The organism is Acidithiobacillus sp., from assembly GCF_023229925.1.
Lineage (GTDB): Bacteria > Pseudomonadota > Gammaproteobacteria > Acidithiobacillales > Acidithiobacillaceae > Acidithiobacillus.
The window spans coordinates 152770-172290 of sequence record NZ_JALNYM010000004.1; the positions used below are offsets into that span (position 1 = coordinate 152770).

General features: G+C 56.7%; 19 protein-coding genes. 11 read left to right on the forward strand and 8 right to left on the reverse strand.

Annotated elements, in window-relative coordinates:
• Window positions 1–48: 48 nt before the first annotated feature.
• From leuC to M0P56_RS12260, 3 genes are all read left to right on the forward strand, one after another.
• Window positions 49–1461, forward strand: a complete 1413-nt coding sequence (gene leuC, locus M0P56_RS12250; protein WP_291510306.1) for a 3-isopropylmalate dehydratase large subunit — start codon at window positions 49–51, stop codon at window positions 1459–1461.
• A gap of 147 nt (window positions 1462–1608) precedes the next feature.
• Complete coding sequence (gene leuD / locus M0P56_RS12255; protein WP_291510307.1) at window positions 1609–2256, forward strand: 3-isopropylmalate dehydratase small subunit; 648 nt, start codon at window positions 1609–1611, stop codon at window positions 2254–2256.
• Window positions 2253–2564 (forward strand): hypothetical protein, encoded by a 312-nt coding sequence (locus M0P56_RS12260; RefSeq protein ID WP_291510308.1) that lies wholly within the window; start codon window positions 2253–2255, stop codon window positions 2562–2564. Before leuD ends, M0P56_RS12260 begins: the two co-directional genes overlap by 4 nt.
• An 11-nt stretch (window positions 2565–2575) precedes the next feature.
• Here the strand turns inward: M0P56_RS12260 and pdxH are convergent, their stop codons facing one another.
• Genes pdxH through M0P56_RS12275 form a run of 3 tightly spaced genes read right to left on the reverse strand, consistent with a single transcriptional unit; the run spans window position 2576 to window position 4660 of the window.
• Complete coding sequence (gene pdxH / locus M0P56_RS12265; protein ID WP_291510309.1) at window positions 2576–3232, reverse strand: pyridoxamine 5'-phosphate oxidase; 657 nt, start codon at window positions 3230–3232, stop codon at window positions 2576–2578.
• A gap of 25 nt (window positions 3233–3257) precedes the next feature.
• Window positions 3258–3917: a ribose-5-phosphate isomerase RpiA gene (gene rpiA, locus M0P56_RS12270; protein ID WP_291510310.1), complete on the reverse strand. Its 660-nt coding sequence runs from the start codon at window positions 3915–3917 to the stop codon at window positions 3258–3260.
• Between the two features lie 2 nt (window positions 3918–3919).
• Entirely contained in the window at window positions 3920–4660 is a 741-nt protein-coding gene (locus tag M0P56_RS12275) for a type 1 glutamine amidotransferase domain-containing protein (protein WP_291510311.1), read from the reverse strand.
• Between the two features lie 813 nt (window positions 4661–5473).
• Between M0P56_RS12275 and M0P56_RS12280 the strand changes: the two genes are divergently transcribed.
• From M0P56_RS12280 to M0P56_RS12310, 7 genes are all read left to right on the forward strand, one after another.
• On the forward strand, window positions 5474–6439 hold the full coding sequence (locus tag M0P56_RS12280; protein WP_291510312.1) for a ubiquinol oxidase subunit II: 966 nt from the start codon (window positions 5474–5476) through the stop codon (window positions 6437–6439).
• An 18-nt stretch (window positions 6440–6457) separates the two neighbouring features.
• Window positions 6458–8536, forward strand: coding sequence for a cbb3-type cytochrome c oxidase subunit I (locus tag M0P56_RS12285; protein ID WP_291510313.1), 2079 nt, complete (start codon window positions 6458–6460; stop codon window positions 8534–8536).
• Between the two features lie 138 nt (window positions 8537–8674).
• Window positions 8675–9310 carry a cytochrome c oxidase subunit 3 gene (locus M0P56_RS12290; protein WP_291510314.1) on the forward strand — a complete coding sequence of 212 codons (636 nt, stop codon included), beginning with the start codon at window positions 8675–8677 and terminating at the stop codon, window positions 9308–9310.
• Entirely contained in the window at window positions 9307–9672 is a 366-nt protein-coding gene (locus M0P56_RS12295; protein ID WP_291510315.1) for a cytochrome O ubiquinol oxidase, read from the forward strand. The genes M0P56_RS12290 and M0P56_RS12295 overlap by 4 nt, the downstream gene beginning before the upstream one ends.
• 13 nt (window positions 9673–9685) lie before the next feature.
• Window positions 9686–10627, forward strand: a complete 942-nt coding sequence (locus M0P56_RS12300) for a cytochrome C oxidase assembly protein (RefSeq protein WP_291510316.1) — start codon at window positions 9686–9688, stop codon at window positions 10625–10627.
• Between the two features lie 17 nt (window positions 10628–10644).
• Window positions 10645–11592: a heme o synthase gene (locus M0P56_RS12305; RefSeq protein WP_291510317.1), complete on the forward strand. Its 948-nt coding sequence runs from the start codon at window positions 10645–10647 to the stop codon at window positions 11590–11592.
• 28 nt (window positions 11593–11620) lie between these two features.
• The gene (locus M0P56_RS12310) at window positions 11621–12808 is read left to right on the forward strand and encodes an MFS transporter (protein WP_366110193.1); all 1188 of its coding nucleotides are present in this window, start codon (window positions 11621–11623) and stop codon (window positions 12806–12808) included.
• 20 nt (window positions 12809–12828) lie between these two features.
• Here M0P56_RS12310 and M0P56_RS12315 read toward each other — a convergent pair whose 3' ends face one another.
• From M0P56_RS12315 to carA, 4 genes are read right to left on the reverse strand one after another with little or no spacing between them, the layout of a single operon-like run.
• Window positions 12829–13659, reverse strand: coding sequence for an undecaprenyl-diphosphate phosphatase (locus M0P56_RS12315; protein ID WP_291510319.1), 831 nt, complete (start codon window positions 13657–13659; stop codon window positions 12829–12831).
• Window positions 13660–13670: 11 nt separating this feature from the next.
• Window positions 13671–14147 carry a transcription elongation factor GreA gene (gene greA, locus M0P56_RS12320; RefSeq protein ID WP_291510320.1) on the reverse strand — a complete coding sequence of 159 codons (477 nt, stop codon included), beginning with the start codon at window positions 14145–14147 and terminating at the stop codon, window positions 13671–13673.
• Window positions 14148–14149: 2 nt separating this feature from the next.
• Window positions 14150–17383, reverse strand: a complete 3234-nt coding sequence (carB, locus tag M0P56_RS12325) for a carbamoyl-phosphate synthase large subunit (RefSeq protein ID WP_291510321.1) — start codon at window positions 17381–17383, stop codon at window positions 14150–14152.
• Entirely contained in the window at window positions 17376–18518 is a 1143-nt protein-coding gene (carA, locus tag M0P56_RS12330) for a glutamine-hydrolyzing carbamoyl-phosphate synthase small subunit (protein ID WP_291510322.1), read from the reverse strand. The genes carB and carA overlap by 8 nt, the downstream gene beginning before the upstream one ends.
• 293 nt (window positions 18519–18811) lie before the next feature.
• Here carA and M0P56_RS12335 point away from each other — a divergent pair, with 293 nt between their 5' ends.
• Window positions 18812–19096: a hypothetical protein gene (locus M0P56_RS12335; protein ID WP_291510323.1), complete on the forward strand. Its 285-nt coding sequence runs from the start codon at window positions 18812–18814 to the stop codon at window positions 19094–19096.
• 245 nt (window positions 19097–19341) lie between these two features.
• Here M0P56_RS12335 and M0P56_RS12340 read toward each other — a convergent pair.
• Window positions 19342–19521: hypothetical protein (locus M0P56_RS12340; protein ID WP_291510324.1), on the reverse strand; the 180-nt coding region annotated here is incomplete at its 5' end.

Here is a 19521-nt window from a genome sequence, read left to right on the forward strand (position 1 = left end):
GCGGTCCGTCGGTGGACCGGGAACGACAACTTTCTGAGGAGACAAGTAATGTCTGCAAAAACACTCTACGATAAATTATGGGAAAGCCATGTGGTCCATACGGAGCAGGACGGCGGGGTATTGCTCTATATCGACCGTCAATTGTTGCACGAAGTGACCAGCCCGCAGGCTTTTTCCGGGCTGCGGGCGGCGGGCCGCAAGGCGTGGCGCATTGATGCCAATATCGCGACGGCCGACCACAACGTGCCGACCATGGATCGTGCCACAGGGATTGCCGACGTCACCTCGCGCTTGCAGGTGGATACCCTCGACCAGAACTGTGCGGAGTTTGGCATTGAAGAATTTGGTATGCACGATAAGCGTCAGGGCATTGTTCACGTCATTGCACCGGAACAGGGCCTAACCCTGCCGGGCATGACGGTGGTCTGTGGAGACTCCCACACGGCGACCCATGGGGCGTTGGGGGCGCTGGCCTTCGGAATCGGCACCACCGAGGTGGAGCATGTGTTGGCGACCCAGTGCCTGTGGGCGCGCAAATCCAAATCCATGCGCATCTGGGTGGAGGGTGAGCTGGGCAATGGGGTGACCGCGAAAGATTTGGTGCTGGCCATCATCGGACGAATCGGTACGGCGGGTGGCACCGGCTACGCCATCGAGTTTGCCGGACCTGCGGTGCAGGCACTGTCGGTTGAAGGCCGCATGACCTTGTGCAATATGGCCATTGAGGCGGGTGCGCGCTCGGGTATGGTGGGTGTAGATGCCGTCACCATCAATTATCTGCGTGGCCGTCCCTATGCCCCGGTCGGCAAGGTCTGGGATCAGGCGGTTGCGGCCTGGGGCGAGCTACACAGCGACCTTGGCGCGCAGTTCGACGCGGAGATTCGTCTGGAGGCTACGGATGTGGCACCCCAGGTCACTTGGGGCACCAGCCCGGAGATGGTAGTGGATATTTCCGCGCACGTCCCCGATCCCGCACTGGAAAAAGACCCGGTGCGGCGCAAGGGTTGGAGTGAAGCGCTGGCTTACATGGATCTGGCAGCCGCAACACCCATCACTTCCATACCCCTGGATAAGGTATTTATCGGCTCCTGCACCAATGCCCGTATTGAAGACTTGCGGGCGGCGGCGGTGGTTGCCAAGGGGCACCACAAGGCAGATTCGGTGAAGGTGGTGCTGGTGGTGCCAGGCTCTGGTCTGGTGAAAGCCCAGGCAGAAGCCGAGGGTCTGGATCGCATCTTTGAGGCAGCGGGTTTTGAATGGCGGGAGCCGGGCTGTTCCATGTGTCTCGCTATGAATGCCGACCGCTTGGAGCCTGGGGAGCGTTGCGCGAGCACGAGTAATCGCAATTTTGAAGGGCGTCAGGGTGCCGGAGGACGGACCCATCTGGTGAGTCCTGCCATGGCCGCAGCGGCTGCCATTGCCGGTCATTTTGTGGATGTACGTGACTGGGCCGTGCACTAAAAAGCGCGCGCGGTCTTGGTTACTGCGTGTCGCCTTGGGCTTGTGCAGCCTGGGTATGGTGGAGGTCGGTATTTTTGCGGCAATCCGCGGCTGGTCAGCAGAAGGTGGCGCCGCGGAGTATGTCGTACAACGTTGGATGGAGAAATAATGGAAGCCTTTACCGTAGTAGAAGCGGTGGTTGCGCCACTGGATCGTCCCAACGTGGACACCGATGCAATTATCCCTAAGCAGTTCCTCAAGACCATTGAGCGCAAGGGGCTGGGTAAGCATCTCTTTGACGCCTGGCGTTATCTGGAGCGGGATGGAAAGCAGGTAAATATCCCGGAGTTCGTGCTCAATCAGCCCGCTTATGCGGGAGCACAGATCTTGTTGGCACGGGAAAACTTCGGCTGTGGTTCCAGCCGTGAGCATGCCCCCTGGGCCTTGGCAGATTATGGCTTTCGGGCAGTGATTGCCCCGAGTTTCGCCGACATTTTCGCCAATAATTGTGTGCAGAATGGCATCCTGCTGGTGCGCCTGCCCATGGATGTGGTGGATCATCTCTTCCATGAAGTGGCGGCGAACCCCGGCTACCGTTTGCGCATCGATCTGGCCGCACAGGAAGTGCAGACCATGGGTGACAGTCGATATACCTTTCCCATGGATGCGGGCCACAAGCATAAACTGATGCATGGTCTGGATGACATCCAACTGACCTTGCAGCAGGAGGATGCCATCCGTGCGTACGAAACACGGCGGCGGCAAAATGCCCCGTGGCTGTTTCGCGATGCATCTCCCAGGAGCGGGCAGATATGATTCAGGAACAGCAGGAAGAAGAGAGCGGACTGCCACCCCTGCGTTCAGATGCGGTCTTCCTCGCGGGGATGACCAAGCGGGGTAAGCCGTGCAGGTTGATTGACAACACTGTTTCGGCGCCCCGCGAGGAATTGAAGGCCCTGCTCAATGATCTCATTGAGCAGGAGCACTTCGGACCTTCGGGATTGAGTACAGCAGGGGGTAACACGATCCGCATCGGTGCCCCACAGTCTGCCCATGTGCAACTGGGGGGAAACATCTACCGGATGATCGTGGTGGATTACGAGGCGCGACTGGAGGAGTTTTAGCGCTGCGCCGCTCAGGGCATCAGCCGCTGAATCACCCAGACTCCACCGGTATCTTCCGAGCGGTGGTAAAGAAAGCGATCATGCAGTCGGCTGCGTCGACCCTGCCAGAACTCAAAGCGTTCTGGTAACAAGCGATAGCCCCCCCAGGCGGGATTGCGGGGCACATCGCCAGTCGGGTAACGGGCCTGTAAATCGGTTACTCGCTGTTCCAATGCCTTGCGATTGGCGATAGGTTGGCTCTGCTCGGAGGCGGCAGCGGCAAAACGGCTGCCGCTGGGGCGTTGCTGAAAATAGGCCTCTGCCTCGGCATCGCTGAGCCTCTCGACCGGCCCGTTTACGCGCACCTGTCGATCATTCTCCGGCCAGTAAAATACTGCGGCCGCTTGCGGGTTTGCCGCCAGTTCCTGCCCCTTCTGACTGCGCTGGTCGGTGTACCAGCACAAACCACGTTCGTCAAAATGTTTGAGAAGGACGAAGCGTACGTCAGGGTACCCCTCCGCGTCCGCTGTCGCTAACGCCATGGCCGTTGCATCAAAGTTGCCTGCCTCTGTTGCTGCCGCCAGCCAGTCAGCGAACTCGCGGAAGGGATCAGGATTCAGGTCCCGGCGATGCAACTCACTGTGAATGAAGTCACGGCGGGTACCGCGGTGGTCTATTTCGCCTTCCATATTGCCCCCGGTCGCTTGTTACCATTTACGCCTTGCGTTCGATGATCCCCTCAGCACTGCCAAACAGCATCACATCCGCACGCCGATGGGCAAATATGCCATTATCCAGCACGCCCGGAATCGCATTGATGCTTTCTTCCATCCGCAACGGGTCAGAGAGATCGAGTCCGGTGACGTCGAGGATGACATTGCCATTATCCGTCGTGACGCCACTGCGCAGTGTGGGGCTGCCACCGAGTTTCACCAGTTGCCGGGCAACAAAACTGCGGGCGAACGGAATCACTTCCACGGGCAGGGGGAATTTGCCGAGCATAGGCTTGTCCTTGCTGGCATCCGCGATGCAGACGAAGAGGCGGGCGGCACTGGCGACAATCTTTTCACGGGTGAGCGCGCCGCCGCCACCTTTGATGAGGCGGAAGTGCGGGTCGGCCTCATCAGCACCATCGACGTAGACCGGGATGTCGCCGGTACTATTGAGGTCGAGCACGTTGAGGCCTTGCGCCTTGAGGCGGTTTTCGGTGGCGACGCTGGAAGCCACATAGCCGTCCACATGGATATTGGCAGCGCCCAGCGCGTCGATGAAGAAGTTGGTGGTGGAGCCGGTACCCACCCCAACAACCATCCCGGGCTGGATATAGCGCAGGGCCGCCTCGGCCGCCATTTTTTTGAGTGCATCAGCATTCATAATTATTTTCCTTTGTGTGTTGGTGTGTTGGGAAGACGTTGTATAAAAGCGTGGGTGAGTGCCGCCGCAGAGGCTGGATTCTGGCCGCTGAGAATAAGGCGGTCAGTGGCGATATGGCTTTGCCATGGAGCGCCGGTGCTTACCCGGAAGCCTTCCTGCCGCAGGCGGTCTTCCAGCGTGTAAGGCCAGCGCCCGGTCAGTGATGTTGCCGATTCCTCCGCAGCACTGAAGCAGGTCACCCGTTGCCCGCAGAACGGTGACCGGTCTGCTCCGCCACCGGTGGCCAGGAGTGCCGCCGTGCCGTGGCAGAGGGTGGCGATGGGTTTTGCCGCCGACACGCAATGGCGCAGTAACCTGTCCACGCCGGGTGCCTGACAGAGGTCCATGAGCGGCCCGTTGCCTCCGGGAATGAAAACACCGATTAAGGTGTCCAGATCGTTGCCGGTTAGCGCATCTAAATCAAGGGGAGCGCGTAAGTCCGTCATCTGTCTGACGGCAGCGCATAAATAGGCGGCCTTGTTGTAGTCTCCACCAAGCGTGGCCGGGTCCAGACTTTCGGCATCGACTAGCGGCGGTACACCGCCGGGCGTGGCTATCTGGAGTCGCCATTCTGTCTCGCGCAGCATCTGCCAGGGTATCACCAGTTCTTCTGCCCAGAAGCCGGTGGCGACTTCGGTACCATCATTGAGGCGAAGATACGGTGCCGCGCTGAGCAGGATCAGGACGAAAGGCTGAGTAGTCATGCCCCGAGTTTAGCATGGCCAGCAGGCAAGGAAAGGGCAGCATCGGTATGGGCGCCAGCTGTCTTTTTGATGGTAATCGCACAGCACGATGCGTTTATAGCGCCAGATCAACATAAAAATAGTTATAAATATAAACATCTTTTTACTCTGTATTTGTGTTGTGTGAGTTCTTGTCTTATATGTTGCTGTTTCTACTGTAATTTAATATTTACAATTAATAAGAATAGCCTAATATTAGTAATAAATTATATTTTCTGCGTGTATTCAATAATTAGCACTTGCTTAACCCCAAAAATATTTGTGGCAATTCTCTATTGCTTTGCGCTTCCTGCTGGAATAGTTTTACAACCGAGCAACCAATAAGCATTAAAAGTATAAGTTTATACTATTTGCACTGGCGTAGTACGTAGTACATATGTGCGCAACGCGAGGAATGTGACTATGAAACCGTTAGCATCGGTATCTGGTAGTGTGATCGGTATCGCGGCGAGTACCGCGGTCATTCTCCTGGCACAGAGCCGTTCTTCTTGATGCGCAGCGGTGCCCCATTTTTGCCTGGGTGGCGTTGGTCGGGGTTGTGGAGGGCATAGGGGTGATTCGCGGTGTGCGTAACACAGAAGCGGTGCTGAGATTATTGGCTTCGGTGCCATCTGTCGTTGGGTTGCCGGAGCGAAAACACCATGATTCTGTGGCGATTTCGCCAAAGAGTGAACAAAAATCCCGAGCTGCACATGGTATCGGGAAAGTTATCGGATAGTGACCGCTATCCTGTCATATCGCGGATGATCTGTAGTCCGCCAGGGAGAAATGTCGATGCAAGTGAAGTGGAGGAATAACCTAAAAAACGGGTGGCGCTATGCCGCCCTCGCGCCGATTCTGCTGCTCAACGGCTGCGCTGGTAACCCCTATTGGATATTCGATCCCAAAGGGTTAATGGCCGACACCAATCTGTTTTACCTGTTGGTGGATGTCGGGATCATGGGCACCATCGTCGGGCTGACTACCCTGTTGGTGGTCTGGTTCATGTGGCGCTATCAGAAGGGTAAAAACCGGGGGAAATATGATCCTGCCTGGTCCCATTCCAATGCTATTGAAGTGGTTGTCTGGGGTATTCCCATCATCGCCGTCGGCTTTTTGTCGTATTTTGCCGTAACCGGTACTTTCGAAATAAACCCTTATAATCCTACGGTTATCACTAATAATCTGAAGCCGACAAGTGATCCGGTCGAGGTGGACGTCATTGCTACCGACTGGCAGTGGCTCTTTGTATATCCACAGTATCATATGGCCGTAGCCAATGAGCTGGTGCTGCCTGCGCACACCCCGGTATTTTTCCGTTTGACTTCAACCGCAGTGACCACGACGTTCTTTATCCCGCAACTGGTGGGCATGATTGACGTGATGCCCGGGATGCGTACGAAGAACGCCCTGGAAAGCAATAACACCGGGGTATATCAGGGAATCGCTTCGGATTATGCTGGCGCGGGTACTTCATGGATGACTTTCAAGACCAAAATGCTGAGTTCATCCGACTTTGGCCAATGGGTGCAAAAGGTGCAACAGTCCCCGATATCCATGACTTATACCAGCTTCAATAATTACGCTGACCCTTATATCAATGTACATCACAAGGTAGCGTATTTTTCGTCGGTGCAGGATGGCTTGTTTGACCATGTCATCGACGAGGTCATGAATGGAAAAACCTGGCCCATCCCGCCAATGATGACGGAAAACATGGTGGCGTATATGCAGAAGCAAAACGCCGAACATCGCGACTAACAACAGGAGGATTGATAGATGCTCGTAGATTTAGCCGGGGGCTGGAACCCCATGCTGGGGCGCCTTGCCTGGTCTCAGATCCCTTATGACAACCCCATCCTGGCACCCTTGTTTGTCGCGGTGGTCATCGGGGCTATTCTGGTACTGGGCCTGATCACGTACTACGGAAAATGGACCTACCTGTGGAAAGAATGGTTGACCACGGTAGATCATAAAAAACTGGGCGTGATGTACATCCTCATCGGTTTAGTGATGCTGTTCCGTGGTTTCATTGATGGCCTGATGATCCGGACGCAGCAGGCCTGGGGGGTGGGTTCTCACTCTTCGGGTGTTTTTGGTGCACTACATGGCTATCTGACGCCTTTCCACTTTGGGCAGGTCTACAGTGCCCATGGGGTGATCATGATTCTGCTGGCAGCTACACCATTGCTGGTTGGCTTCATGAACATCATAGTGCCCATTCAGATCGGTGCCCGCGATATGGCCTATCCCTATCTGAATGCGTTGGGGCTGTGGATTACCGCCGCGGCTGCGGCACTGATCATGATTTCTCTGTTCGTTGGCGATTTCGCGCACAACGGCTGGTTTGGTTATGCACCGATTTTTGAGTTGCAATATAGCCCGGGCGTAGGTGTGGATTACTGGATATGGACCATGGAACTGGTGGCGCTGGGTACTACTCTGGGCGGCATCAATATTCTGGCGACTATCATCAAGATGCGCGCACCGGGCATGACCTGGGGCCGGTTGCCGATCTTCGTTTGGGCCACACTCTCTGCGAACGTGATTGCGCTGACTTCTTTCCCGGCATTGCAGGTAGCACTGGCATTGGTCGCCGCAGATCGGTATTTAGGTGCCCATTTCTTCACCGCGGGTCTGGGCGGTAATCTGATGCTCTACACCAATCTGTTCTGGATTTGGGGCCATCCGGAAGTCTATTTCGTGATTCTTCCGGCTTTCGGCATGATGTCGGAAATTTTCCCGACCTTCTCGGAGAAGCCACTGTTTGGCTATATCACCATGGTGCTGGCCAGTATGGCTATTGCCGGCGTTTCCTGGCTGGTCTGGTTGCACCACTTCTTTACCATGGGTGCGGGTCCTTACGTCAATAGCGCATTCAGTGTGGCCACCATGCTGGTCGGTATTCCTACCGGTGTGAAAGTGTTTAACTGGGCATTTACCATGTATCGTGGTCGTTTGACCTTTAACGCTGCCATGTTGTGGGCTATTGGCGCACTTTTCCTGTTGCTGATCGGCGGCCTGACCGGCATGATGCTGGCGGTTCCGGCCATCAATTACATGGTCCACAACAGCGTTTTCGTGGTCGCGCACTTCCACTCCATGCTGCTGGTGATTGTGTATGCCATTTTTGCTTCGGTGGTCTACTGGTTCCCGAAAGTCTTCGGCTTCAAGCTGGATGAATTCTGGGCAAAGACCATGTTCTGGCTCTTCTCCGCTGGTACGGTGCTGGTGTTCGTGCCTATGTATATGCTCGGTTTTATGGGTATGACACGGCGTTTGGATTACGTGTTCAACACGGTCTGGCACCCTTATCTCCTGGTGATGGAACTCGGCATTGCGGTTTATATGCTTTCCGTTCTCGCATTTTTTGCGCTGCTTTATGTCAGTGTCCGTGATCACGCGAAGAACCAGGTTGGTGCTGATGCCTGGGGTACCTCCCGCTCGCTGGAATGGCTTACCCATTCTCCTGTGCCATTTTATAACTTTGCGGTATTGCCGCATATCAATGCGCGTGATGAAGTGGCCTGGCGTCGTGATAATGACATTGATCATGTCCAGCCCGATCACTATGAAGATATCCATATGCCGAATAATACCGGTGTGGCCATTATCCTCGGTGGCCTGACGTTTGTGCTGGGTTTTGCTCTGGTATGGCGTATCTGGTGGCTTTGTGCGCTCTCTTTACTGGCAATCGTTGCGCTTGTGATCTATCGCTCCTTCAAGGGCGATCCGGGTTACATCATTACGGCGGCGGAATTGGAAAAGATGGAAAAAGAAGCTATGCGCCGTGAAGCACAGGTTGGCATACAGGGGCATCAGGCCGGTAGCGGCGTATTGGGCGAGAATATAGCCTAAGAGCGTTCTGATCTGCCACCGCTGGCTTCGCAGCCGAGTTCATCAGTGGGGCTGGATCATCTCGCAGTGGATGACTCTGACAGGTGGTGGCCGAGGCATCGGCCACCAGTTAATGAACGGTAGATTGAGGAGTTTTTTATGAGTTCTCATGCCACTAATGTGGATCCGAAAACAGCGGAATTATGGGATAAAAGTCACTATCAGCATGATGTGATCTCCACCCGCACCTTTGGCTATTTCATGTATCTGCTGAGCGACGGCATGCTGTTCGCGACACTTTTTGCCGCTTATGGCGTACTGAGTTACCAGCACAGTTACTTTGGTGGGCCTACCCCGGCCGACATCGTGAAGCCGTGGTACACCTTTGCCCAGACCATGGCGCTGTTTTTCAGTGTGCTGGCCTACGGTTTTGGCATGAATGCGCTCAAGTACAAAAACAAAAGCGGGGTGATCAATGGGTTGCTCGCGGCTTTCGTGTTGGGTGTATTATTTCTGGCACTGGACATCCATGACATGACGCATCTGGCGTCATTGGGTATCACGGTTGCAACTAGTGGCGGGATGTCTGCGTTTATTATCCTGACCCAGGTACATGCGACCCATATTTTCTTTGGGTTGATCTGGATTTTGGTCATGATGGCTCAGGTACTGGCCAAGGGCTTTACCACTGAGGTGGTGGGCCGGTTGTTGACGCTGCGTATGTTTTGGCATTTGCAGGCTATTATTTGGGTGTTCGTGTATGTGTTCGTTTATTTGTGGGGATATATGTCATGAGTCACGGTCACGATGATCCGACGTTGCATCCAGAAGTGCAGATGTCCACTTCTCGTGGATATTTTATAGGGTTCGCGATTTCCAGCATTCTGATGCTCATCGCTACTTTTTTGGTGACATCGCATTCTGTGCCGCCATTTGGGCTGTTGATGGTCATCTCGACCTGCGCAGGTATAGCGATTATCGCGCAGATTTACTTTCTGCTGCATATCGATATTTCCGAACACAATATCTGGAATACCGTGGCTTTGGTGCTGTTCATGCCGCTCTTTTTGATTACCATTGGTCTGACTTGGTGGATGTTCTCGCAATTGTACCTGCACACGATGTTCATGCCGGGCATGCCCGGCATGATGCATTAACGGAGTAGATACCATGCCCACGGCTATGGGACGCAAGACGTCAGACGCTGCGGTAACCGAGCTTCCCCATGCGGTAGAAGGGGAGATGACTGCGCTGGTACGGGTGGTTGGCGGGTTAATCACGGTGATGCTGCTGGCAGCGGTGTTGGCGGGTTTGTGGCGCGGCCTCACCAGCCAGCAAGGTCTGCTCACGGATGTTATCAACGGCCTCACGGCCAGCGAGGTGGGCTTTGCCACTATCCTGATCCTCCTGGGCAGCCTTGTTGAAGGCTTCGGCTACGGCCTATCCCTGGGTACCCGCTGGCCCTATACCCGTAACATCGCGGTGTTGATGGTGCGTGGTGACCCCGAAGCCGCGCATCGCATGGTAGCCACCCTAGTGGGTCTGGTTGCCTTGGCTCTGGTAATTCTGTCCCCCAGCGTCACCACCATCAGCGGCCTGTCTCTGGTCGTAGTCACCGCCCTGTTCGGCATGGGCACCCTGTACGTTCTCGCCGGTCGGGCCCCAGCCTTTGTTCACGGCACCCACGGTTTACTGGCTTACGGTGTTTTCCTCATCTACCTGACGGATATCGTCTATCCGGGCGTCAGCTTCTTGACCTACCTCGGGGTCACGAGCGCCTTACATGCTTTATTGCTCGCCATCTTCCTCGGTGGTATGACCACCGGCCAGCGCGGCTTTGGCACCCCCATTGGTCCCTTCGTCAAACCGCAGAAGGCTTCCCAGTGGACCATTGCCGCTCATATCAGTGCAGCCCTGTTACTGGTTGCCACCCTCGGCTGGATGATGCCCGCTTACCCCGTCGCCTTTTATCTGGCGGTGACCCAGGTCGCGGTCGGGTTTTTGCTTTCCCATGCGGTGAATCTCAAACCTAAGGCCCCCGGTGTGCTGGTCGCCTTTCACCAGTCCATGGTCTTGCTCATGTGTCTCGCCATTGTCCTGCAATGGCGCTAAGACAAGGACGTTCTATCATGCTTAAACTCGATGTAAACGGACAGGGTGTTGCCCGTCTCCCTGAACGACGCCACCACCTCCTGGCTTTTCTTCGCGACCTATGGGTACTGGCCAAAGCCCGGGTGGTTTCTCTGCTGGTCTTCACCGCTGCGGTGGGTGAGATTCTCGCCCCCAACGCTCTGCTGCACTGGGAATCGGCCATCGCTGGTCTGGTCGGCATCGCGCTGGCCGGTGGGGCAGGGGGGGTGCTTAACCAGATCGTCGAACCTGCCCTCGACCAGCACATGCGCCGCACCCTCCACCGCCCGCTGGCCGAAGGGCGCATCAGCCGTAGCGGCGCCATCGTTTATGCCGCCACCTTGATGTGTGCAGCTATCGCCATCCTCGCCTGGGGCACTAACCCTCTGACCCTGGTGCTGACTCTGGTGGGCACCGTCGGCTACGGTATTGTCTATACCCTCTACCTCAAACCCAGCACGCCCTGGAACATCGTCTGGGGTGGCCTCGCCGGTGCCTTGCCACCGCTGATCGGCTGGACCGCCATTACCGGCAGTTTCGCCGCGCTGCCCCTGGTTCTGGTCCTGTTGGTCTTTGTGTGGACCCCGGCGCACTTTTGGCCACTGGCTATTTGCTGTCGGGAAGACTATGCCAAAGCCTGTATTCCCATGCTGCCGGTGACCCACGGCGTGGATCGCACCCGCAAGGAAGTGCTGAACTACGCCATCCTCACCTGGATCGTCAGCATGGTCCCCGTCTTTCTCACCGGTGACTGGGTGTATGGCGCCATTGCCGGTCTCTCCGGAGCCTGGTTCGTGGGCATGGCCCTGCACCTCAAAGCCCTGCCGGAAGGCAAAGAAATGGATCAATATGCCCGACGGATGTTCGCCTACTCCATCTCCTACCTCTTTCTGCTCTATACCGCCCTGATCTTAGGCAAACTGGTGATGCGTCATGGCTTCTTCTGAGACGCCCCCCCGCGGCAAAGGCTCGCCCATGAGCCCGCTCGAAAAGCGGGCAGTGAGCGGTCTGAGCTTCATTTACATCGCGCGCATGCTTGGTCTTTTCATGCTCATGCCGGTACTGGCGCTGGATAATGACCAGCTCCGCCACAGCACCCCACTGCTGCTGGGCCTCGCCATCGGCATCTACGGACTGGCCCAGGCCGCCCTTCAGTTTCCCTTCGGGGTCGCCTCCGACCGTTTCGGGCGTAAACGGGTGCTGGTCTTCGGGATCCTGATTTTCGTACTGGGCTCCCTTTTGGGGGCGGTTACCCACAACATCTGGGGCATTATCCTCGCCCGTCTGCTGCAAGGTGCCGGAGCCGTGTCCTCGGTACTGCTGGCCACCGCCGGTGACCTGACCGGCGACCAGCATCGCACCAAGGCCATGGCCGCCATCGGCGGTAGTATCGCCATAGCTTACGTGCTGGGTATGGCCTTGGGCCCGGTGTTTTATGGTGTGTGGGGGCTGACCGGCGTTTTTCTGGTCGCAGCCGCATTCGGCGTCCTCGCGCTCTTTCCCCTGTGGAAGATCGTTCCCCCCATCCCCCACAACCATCAGCAGCGCATGGGCACCTGGCGGGACGCACTGAGGATGTTCAAACACCTTCCGGTGTTGACCGCCAGTGTCGGCATTTTCATCCTGCAGATGGTGCTGGGAGCCAGCTTTGTGGTGCTCTCCCCGGAACTGGTCAAAGCCATGCATATCCCCGATACCGCCGTCTGGGAAGTCTACCTGCCGGTGATGTTGCTCTCGGTAGCGGCTATGGTCTACCCGGTGATTTATGCCGAAAAGAACAAACAGCACGGCCAGATGCTGGCCTTCAGTGGCATCTGCATTGCGGTGGGCGCCCTGATCATGGGACTGTTGGCTGGCCAGTTCTGGCCGGTGGCCGTTGGCGCAGTCATTTTCTTTGCGGGCTACAACATTGCTTCCGCCATCCTACCCTCCATGATGAGCCGCAGTACCACGCCGGAACAGCGGGGGGCGGCCAGTGGCGTCTATTCGCTGATGCAGTTTCTGGGGATATTCGTAGGTGGTGTGGTTGGTGGCTGGGGTTTGGGCATCGCCGGCGAGAAAGGGGTCTTTTACATCCTCGCCGCCGTCGGCCTGCTCCTCGCCCTGCAAAGCTGGAATGGCAAACGAATGGCGTTGTTGCTGGGGCCGGATGCCCGGAGTTAGTGAAGAATGCGCTATATCTCTTAGCCGCCAATAATAAGCGCTAGCACGCCAAAGGTAATGCAATAGATACCAAAGGGTCGCAGCGCTTTGATCTCATGTTTATGAAAATAGTGCATCAGAAACCAGACGGAAGTCCAGGCACAGATTCCCGATAGAAGACCTGCAAAAAAGATGGTGCCGAGTAATTCGGACGGCATACGTGCGTGGAAGAGCTTGGGAATTTCCAGCATGCCGGCTGCCGCAATAATCGGGGTGGCGAGCAGAAAGGAAAATTTTGCGGAATTTTCATAGTCCAACCCTACACCAATACCAGCGACTAACGTAGCACCCGAACGCGAAAACCCGGGAATCAATGCGAGGGATTGGGCGAATCCAATACCAATAGCACGTGGCCAGCTCAGGTTGTCCAATGAATGGCTGGGTTGCCGCGCACGCAAGTGATCTCCCCAGACGAGCATGATGCCGTTAATCATCAGTGCCACCGCAGCAAAGGTGAAACCGCCGAACAGGTCTTTGATTCTATGGGCGAGGGCAAGGCCCAGTAAACCGGCAGGAATGGATGCGATGAAAAGGATCCACAGCAGCCGTGACTGGGGATTGCTGGGATGTCCACGCGCACGAATGAAGCCACCGAGCAGTGCCGCCCAGTCGCGCCAGAAGAACAAAAGCAATGCCGCCGCTGTGGCGAGGTGGAGCACGACCACAAAGGGTAAAAACCACCCCGCGTCGCGGTTGATGGGCCAATGCAGAAGCGCGGGTACCAGGATGACGTGCCCAAGACTGGAGATGGGAAATAATTCCGTAATGCCTTGCAGCGCGGCCAGAAATAGTAGGTAGATAGGATGTGCCAAGCTCTTTCCTTCTATAGGTAGCGCACGGCGAGAATGGTGTACTCCCGCGTTCCACCAGGAGCGCGTACTTCTACCAGATCGCCTTCGTGCTTGCCGATAAGCGCACGCGCAATGGGGGAACTGATGGATATCTTGTTTTCCTTGATATCCGCCTCGGCATCACCGACGATCTGGTAAGTCACCTCATTACCTTCTGCATCTTCCAGCTCCACAGTAGCCGCAAAAACAATTCTACCACCCGTATTCAAGGTCTTGGGATCAATGACCTGGGCACGGGACAGATGATCTTCCACCTCGCGAATGCGTCCCTCAATAAAGGCCTGCTGCTCTTTCGCCGCGTCGTATTCGGCATTTTCCGAGAGATCACCCTTGGCTCGAGCCTCGGCGATCGCTTCAATGACGGTGGGCCGGTCCACGGTTTTGAGGCGGTGTAACTCATCGCGCAGGCGCTGGGCACCAATAACAGTCATGGGAATTTTGTCGCTCATATCTACCTCGTGCTGGTGTTTGTCTGGTTCAGATCCTGCAGCCGGAGGATGCTGCGTTCCTCCGTCATCAGGGCGTGAATGGCAGCAGCGCCTGCGATAGCGCCCGCCAGGGTGGTGTAGTAGGTCAATCCCATTTGCAGCGCTGCACGACGGATGCTAAAAGAGTCGCGCACCGATTGCCGTTCATCCACGGTGTTGATGATGATCTGCACCTTGCCGTTTTTGATCGCATCGACGATGTGGGGACGGCCTTCAGTCACCTTGTTGACTGCGGTGATTTCCAGACCTTCCCCATGCAAAAAAGCAGCAGTGCCCTTGGTGGCGATCAACTTAAAGCCGAGTTCGGACAGCGTCCGCGCCACCGAAATGAGGCCTTTTTTATCTGCATCGCGGACGCTGAGAAAAACGGTGCCGGAGCGCGGGAAATGTTCACCGGCGCCGATCTGCGCTTTGAGAAAAGCCTCGCCGAAACTGGCACCGATGCCCATCACCTCGCCGGTAGACTTCATTTCCGGCCCCAGCAGTACATCCACGCCGGGGAATTTGATGAAGGGGAAGACCGCTTCCTTAACGCTGAAATGGGGAGGATTGGGAATCTGCGGAATACCCTGTGCCGCTAGAGATTTTCCGGTCATGCAGCGAGAGGCAATTTTGGCCAGGGGCCAGCCGATGGCCTTGGAGACGAAAGGCACCGTCCGGGAGGCGCGCGGGTTCACCTCCAGCACATAGATACGCTCTTCCTGGACGGCGAACTGACAGTTCATCAGACCCACCACACCGAGCGCCAGGGCCAATTCCACGGTTTGTCGCCGGATTTCGTCCTGAATGGCTGGGGACAGGGAATAGGGCGGCAGGCAACAGGCGGAGTCGCCACTGTGAACGCCCGCCTGCTCAATATGCTCCATGATCCCCGCGACGATCACCTGTTGCTCGTTATCGGCGACGGCATCAACGTCCACCTCCAGGGCGTCATTCAGAAAACGATCTAGGAGAATCGGCTGGTCATTGGAGATACGCACAGCCTCCACCATATAACGTTCGAGGTCATCTTCGCCGTAGACGATACGCATCGCGCGGCCGCCCAGTACATAAGATGGGCGGACTACCAGCGGATAGCCCAATGCGCGCGCTTTGCTCAAGGCTTCCGGGGCACTCCGCGCAATGGCATTTTCCGGCTGGCGCAAGTTGAGGCGCTGCAAAAGTTGCTGGAAGCGCTCGCGGTCTTCAGCCAGATCAATGGAATCCGGAGTGGTGCCGACGATGGGTACACCGGCGGCTTCCAGATCGTTGGCGAGCTTCAGCGGCGTTTGACCACCGAACTGGACAATCACGCCCTGAGGCTTTTCGACCGCGACGATTTCGAGGACATCTTCCAGCGTGAGCGGCTCGAAATACAGGCGATCGGAGGTGTCGTAGTCGGTGGACACCGTCTCCGGGTTACAGTTGACCATGATGGTCTCAAAATCATCTTCGTGCAGGGCCATGGCCGCATGCACGCAGCAATAGTCAAACTCAATGCCCTGCCCGATCCGATTGGGACCGCCGCCGAGAATCATGATCTTGGGCTTATCACTGGGCTCCGCCTCGCATTCCATCTCATAGGTGGAGTAAAGATACGGCGTTGGTGAGCGGAACTCGGCAGCGCAGGTATCCACCCGCTTATAGACCGGTCGAATACCCAGCTTCTGGCGGTGCTCACGCAATAGTTGCTCGCGGCAACCTAACAGGCGGGCCAGACGCCGATCCGAAAAACCCATGCCTTTAAGCGTGCGGAGCCTGGTGCCATCGAGACTCGCCAGAGCGAGCCCGCGCAAGCTCTCCTCTGTTTGGACAATCTCGAAAATCTGCTCCAGGAACCAGGGGTCAATGTGGGTAGTACGCTGCAGGCTGCCCTGATCCCAGCCGCGCCGTATGGCGTCCGCCAGATACCAGAGGCGATCGGCACCGGGAACCCGTAACTCCTGCTCCAGCTTTTGCAGGGTGTCCGGATCGTTGCCGATGAGTTTCTCATCAAGACCATCCACGCCCGTTTCCAGACCGCGCAGTGCCTTTTGCAGCGACTCTTGGAAGCTGCGGCCAATGGCCATCACCTCACCAACCGACTTCATCTGAGTGGTCAGATGGGCATCGGCTTCTGGAAATTTCTCGAAGGCGAAGCGGGGGATTTTGGTGACCACGTAATCGATGGTCGGCTCGAAACTCGCCGGTGTCGCCTGGGTGATGTCATTGCGCAGTTCGTCCAGGGTGTAGCCCAGCGCCAGTTTGGCGGCAATTTTGGCAATGGGAAACCCAGTGGCCTTGGAGGCCAGCGCCGAGGAGCGCGATACCCGCGGGTTCATCTCGATGACGATTAACCGCCCATCTTCAGGGTTGACAGCAAACTGCACATTGGAACCACCAGTATCTACCCCGATGCGGCGCAACACCGCAATGGAGGCATCACGCATGCGCTGGTATTCGCGGTCGGTAAGGGTCTGGGCTGGGGCCACAGTGATGGAGTCCCCGGTGTGAATACCCATGGGATCAAGATTCTCGATAGAACAGACAATAATGCAGTTATCCGCCCGGTCGCGGACTACTTCCATCTCAAACTCTTTCCAGCCGATGATGGATTCTTCGATGAGGATCTCGTGGGTGGGGCTGGCCTCCAGGCCGCGTGTGGCGATGTCCTCAAATTCCTCGCGATTATAGGCAATGCCGCCGCCGGTCCCACCCAGCGTGAAGGAGGGCCGGATGATAACCGGAAAGCCGATGTCTTCCGCGATCTGGCGTGCGCCTTCCATGTCATGACCGAAGGCAGAACGAGCTACTTCCAGGCCGATCTCTTCCATGGCCTTTTTGAACAAACCGCGATCTTCGGCTTCACGGATGGCTTCCACCGACGCACCGATCAGTTTGACGCCATACTGCTCCAGTATTCCTTCCCGATGCAGGTCCAGGGCACAGTTCAGCGCAGTCTGACCACCCATGGTGGGAAGGATGGCGTCTGGGCGCTCCATGGCGATGATGCGTGCGACCGTTTGCCATTCGACGGGTTCGATGTAGGTGGCGTCCGCCGTTTGCGCATCGGTCATGATGGTGGCCGGGTTGGAGTTGGCCAGAATGACACGGCAACCCTCTTCACGTAGCGCCTTGCAGGCCTGGACGCCGGAATAATCGAATTCGCAGGCCTGCCCGATAATGATGGGGCCAGCGCCGATGAGCAGGACGCTTTTGATATCCTGATACTTAGGCATGGTCGTGGCCTCCGTGCTGGTTCATGGCGTGAACAAAGTCGTCAAAAATCACACTGGCGTCATGGGGGCCGGGTCCGGCTTCTGGGTGTCCCTGAAAGGAAAAAACGGGCAGGTTTCGATGTGCCATACCCTGCAAACTACCGTCAAATAGAGAGGTGTGCGTCGCAATCAGGCAATCCGGCAGGGTGTCCGCATCCACCGCAAAGCCATGATTCTGGCTGGTGATCAGCACCCGACCACTGCGCAGGTCTTTGACCGGATGGTTGGCTCCGTGGTGTCCGAACTTCATCTTGATGGTTTTGGCACCCAGGGCCAGCCCCAGTAGCTGATGCCCCAGGCAGAGCCCGAAGGTGGGAATGCCTGCAGCGATGATCTGACGCATGGCTTCTCCGGCGTAGTCGAGGGCCGCAGGATCGCCGGGGCCGTTGGAGAAGAGCACTCCGTCCGGGCGCAGGGCAATCACCTCGGCAGCTGCAGTGCGCGCTGGCACTACTGTAACTTGGCAGGCACGATCAGCCAGCAGTCGCAGGATATTCTGTTTGGTGCCAAAGTCGTAAACTACCACATGGCGCTGCATCCGGGTGGCGGGCTGGGCGTGATAGCCCTGATCGGGAGTGCCGCTGGCGAGATTCCAGGCGTATGTTTCCTGGCAGCTTACGTCCTGCACCAGATCACGGCCGAGAAGACCGGGGAAAGCTCGCGCCGCAGCCAGGGCGTCGTCATCGCTGACCACCTTTCCGACGAGAACGGCGGCATTCTGCGCGCCGCTATCCCGTAATCTGCGGGTCAGGGCACGGGTATCTATTTCGGCGATGCCCGGAATCTGATGGGATTTTAAAAAGTCGGACAAGTCTTGCGTGCTGCGCCAACTGCTGGGCGTGCGCGGCTGGTTGCGTACGACCAGGGCAGAACAGAATATCCGAGCACCCTCCATATCCTCTGGATTGATACCCGTATTGCCAATATGTGGATAGGTGAGCGTGACAATCTGCCCTCGGTAAGAAGGATCAGAAAGAATCTCCTGGTAACCACTCATGGCGGTGTTGAAACAGATTTCACCCACCGCCAATCCGGTGGCACCAAAGCCTTTACCGTGATAGATGCTGCCGTCTGCTAATGCCAGGACCGCCTGCACGCCCCACCTCGCCAACAAGAGGATGCAAAAAAAGGGAGGGGGTCCCCTCCCACGTAGATATCGTCTATTCTAGGGACCGGAAGGGAAGCGGTCAACGCACCATCGTTGTGTGGCACGACGGTGCAGTCGTTTGACGCGAGCATTCTCGGAGGCATTGGTAGAGATAACTTACTGAGTAGCCGTGTTTTCAATGATATCTTGGCCATTACTTTTTATAATTCGCAGAAGGGGTGCCTTATGGGTTGGATGCAATGGTCTGTGCTGGCGGCGGGCGGTATGTTGGTGTTGGCAGGATGTGCGACGACCACGACGAACGGCATGGCACCACCGCAGGATATGGCGAGTCACTACCCGGCACTTGCCCCATCTCCCCTGCCACCGGCCCCGACCAGGCCCTTGTCACCGGTACGCTCTGCGCCCACGGTTTTGCCGCAGGCGACACCACCTGTAGTCCCTCCGCCAGTGGCCTTCTCGTCCACGCCCTTGCCGCTGGCTCCTCTTGCCGCGCCATCGACTACGTCGTCCGTGCCCAGCATTCCGGTAGCGCCTTCTGCTGTGCAGTCTCTGAACAGCGCTAAAATATCCTTTTCCGACGCATGGCAGGCGGATATGACCAAAGCGCGTCAGGACAGTGCCCAGTGTGCAGCGATGTCGTCTGCGGCACAGACAGCGTGCTGGCGGGGCGTCTCCGTCTGGGCGCAGAAGCGGGCGGCGCGCTATCAATCCCTTAGTACCCAGGCAACGGGCGCCCAGGCTCAGCAGATGCAGTCTGCAGCAAAGTTTTTTGGAGTAACCGGGGAATGGGCCAGTGCTTGCGGCGCCCTCACCTCACAGCAATGTGCGGAATCACCACTAATCGGCAAAATGCAGCAATGGAAGGCGTCTGTAGGGATTCCAGGAGTATCGTAAGCGTTGATCCGATTTTTTGACTATCATCGCAATGACGCAGGCAAAACAGATTGCCGTCGGGCAGATTATTCGAGTCTGCTGCAAATGCTTCCTC

Bases quoted from the DNA above. Each gene is read 5' to 3' on its own strand.
- leuD (WP_291510307.1), top strand. From the start codon at position 1,609: ATGGAAGCCTTTACCGTAGTAGAAGCGGTGGTTGCGCCACTGGATCGT.
- greA (WP_291510320.1), bottom strand. From the start codon at position 14,147: ATGAGCGACAAAATTCCCATGACTGTTATTGGTGCCCAGCGCCTGCGC.
- M0P56_RS12260 (WP_291510308.1), top strand. From the start codon at position 2,253: ATGATTCAGGAACAGCAGGAAGAAGAGAGCGGACTGCCACCCCTGCGT.
- M0P56_RS12305 (WP_291510317.1), top strand. From the start codon at position 10,645: ATGCTTAAACTCGATGTAAACGGACAGGGTGTTGCCCGTCTCCCTGAA.
- pdxH (WP_291510309.1), bottom strand. From the start codon at position 3,232: ATGGAAGGCGAAATAGACCACCGCGGTACCCGCCGTGACTTCATTCAC.
- M0P56_RS12275 (WP_291510311.1), bottom strand. From the start codon at position 4,660: ATGACTACTCAGCCTTTCGTCCTGATCCTGCTCAGCGCGGCACCGTAT.
- M0P56_RS12295 (WP_291510315.1), top strand. From the start codon at position 9,307: ATGAGTCACGGTCACGATGATCCGACGTTGCATCCAGAAGTGCAGATG.
- M0P56_RS12290 (WP_291510314.1), top strand. From the start codon at position 8,675: ATGAGTTCTCATGCCACTAATGTGGATCCGAAAACAGCGGAATTATGG.
- carB (WP_291510321.1), bottom strand. From the start codon at position 17,383: ATGCCTAAGTATCAGGATATCAAAAGCGTCCTGCTCATCGGCGCTGGC.
- M0P56_RS12300 (WP_291510316.1), top strand. From the start codon at position 9,686: ATGCCCACGGCTATGGGACGCAAGACGTCAGACGCTGCGGTAACCGAG.
- M0P56_RS12310 (WP_366110193.1), top strand. From the start codon at position 11,621: ATGAGCCCGCTCGAAAAGCGGGCAGTGAGCGGTCTGAGCTTCATTTAC.
- M0P56_RS12285 (WP_291510313.1), top strand. From the start codon at position 6,458: ATGCTCGTAGATTTAGCCGGGGGCTGGAACCCCATGCTGGGGCGCCTT.
- M0P56_RS12280 (WP_291510312.1), top strand. From the start codon at position 5,474: ATGCAAGTGAAGTGGAGGAATAACCTAAAAAACGGGTGGCGCTATGCC.
- leuC (WP_291510306.1), top strand. From the start codon at position 49: ATGTCTGCAAAAACACTCTACGATAAATTATGGGAAAGCCATGTGGTC.
- M0P56_RS12335 (WP_291510323.1), top strand. From the start codon at position 18,812: ATGTGCGACGACCACGACGAACGGCATGGCACCACCGCAGGATATGGC.
- rpiA (WP_291510310.1), bottom strand. From the start codon at position 3,917: ATGAATGCTGATGCACTCAAAAAAATGGCGGCCGAGGCGGCCCTGCGC.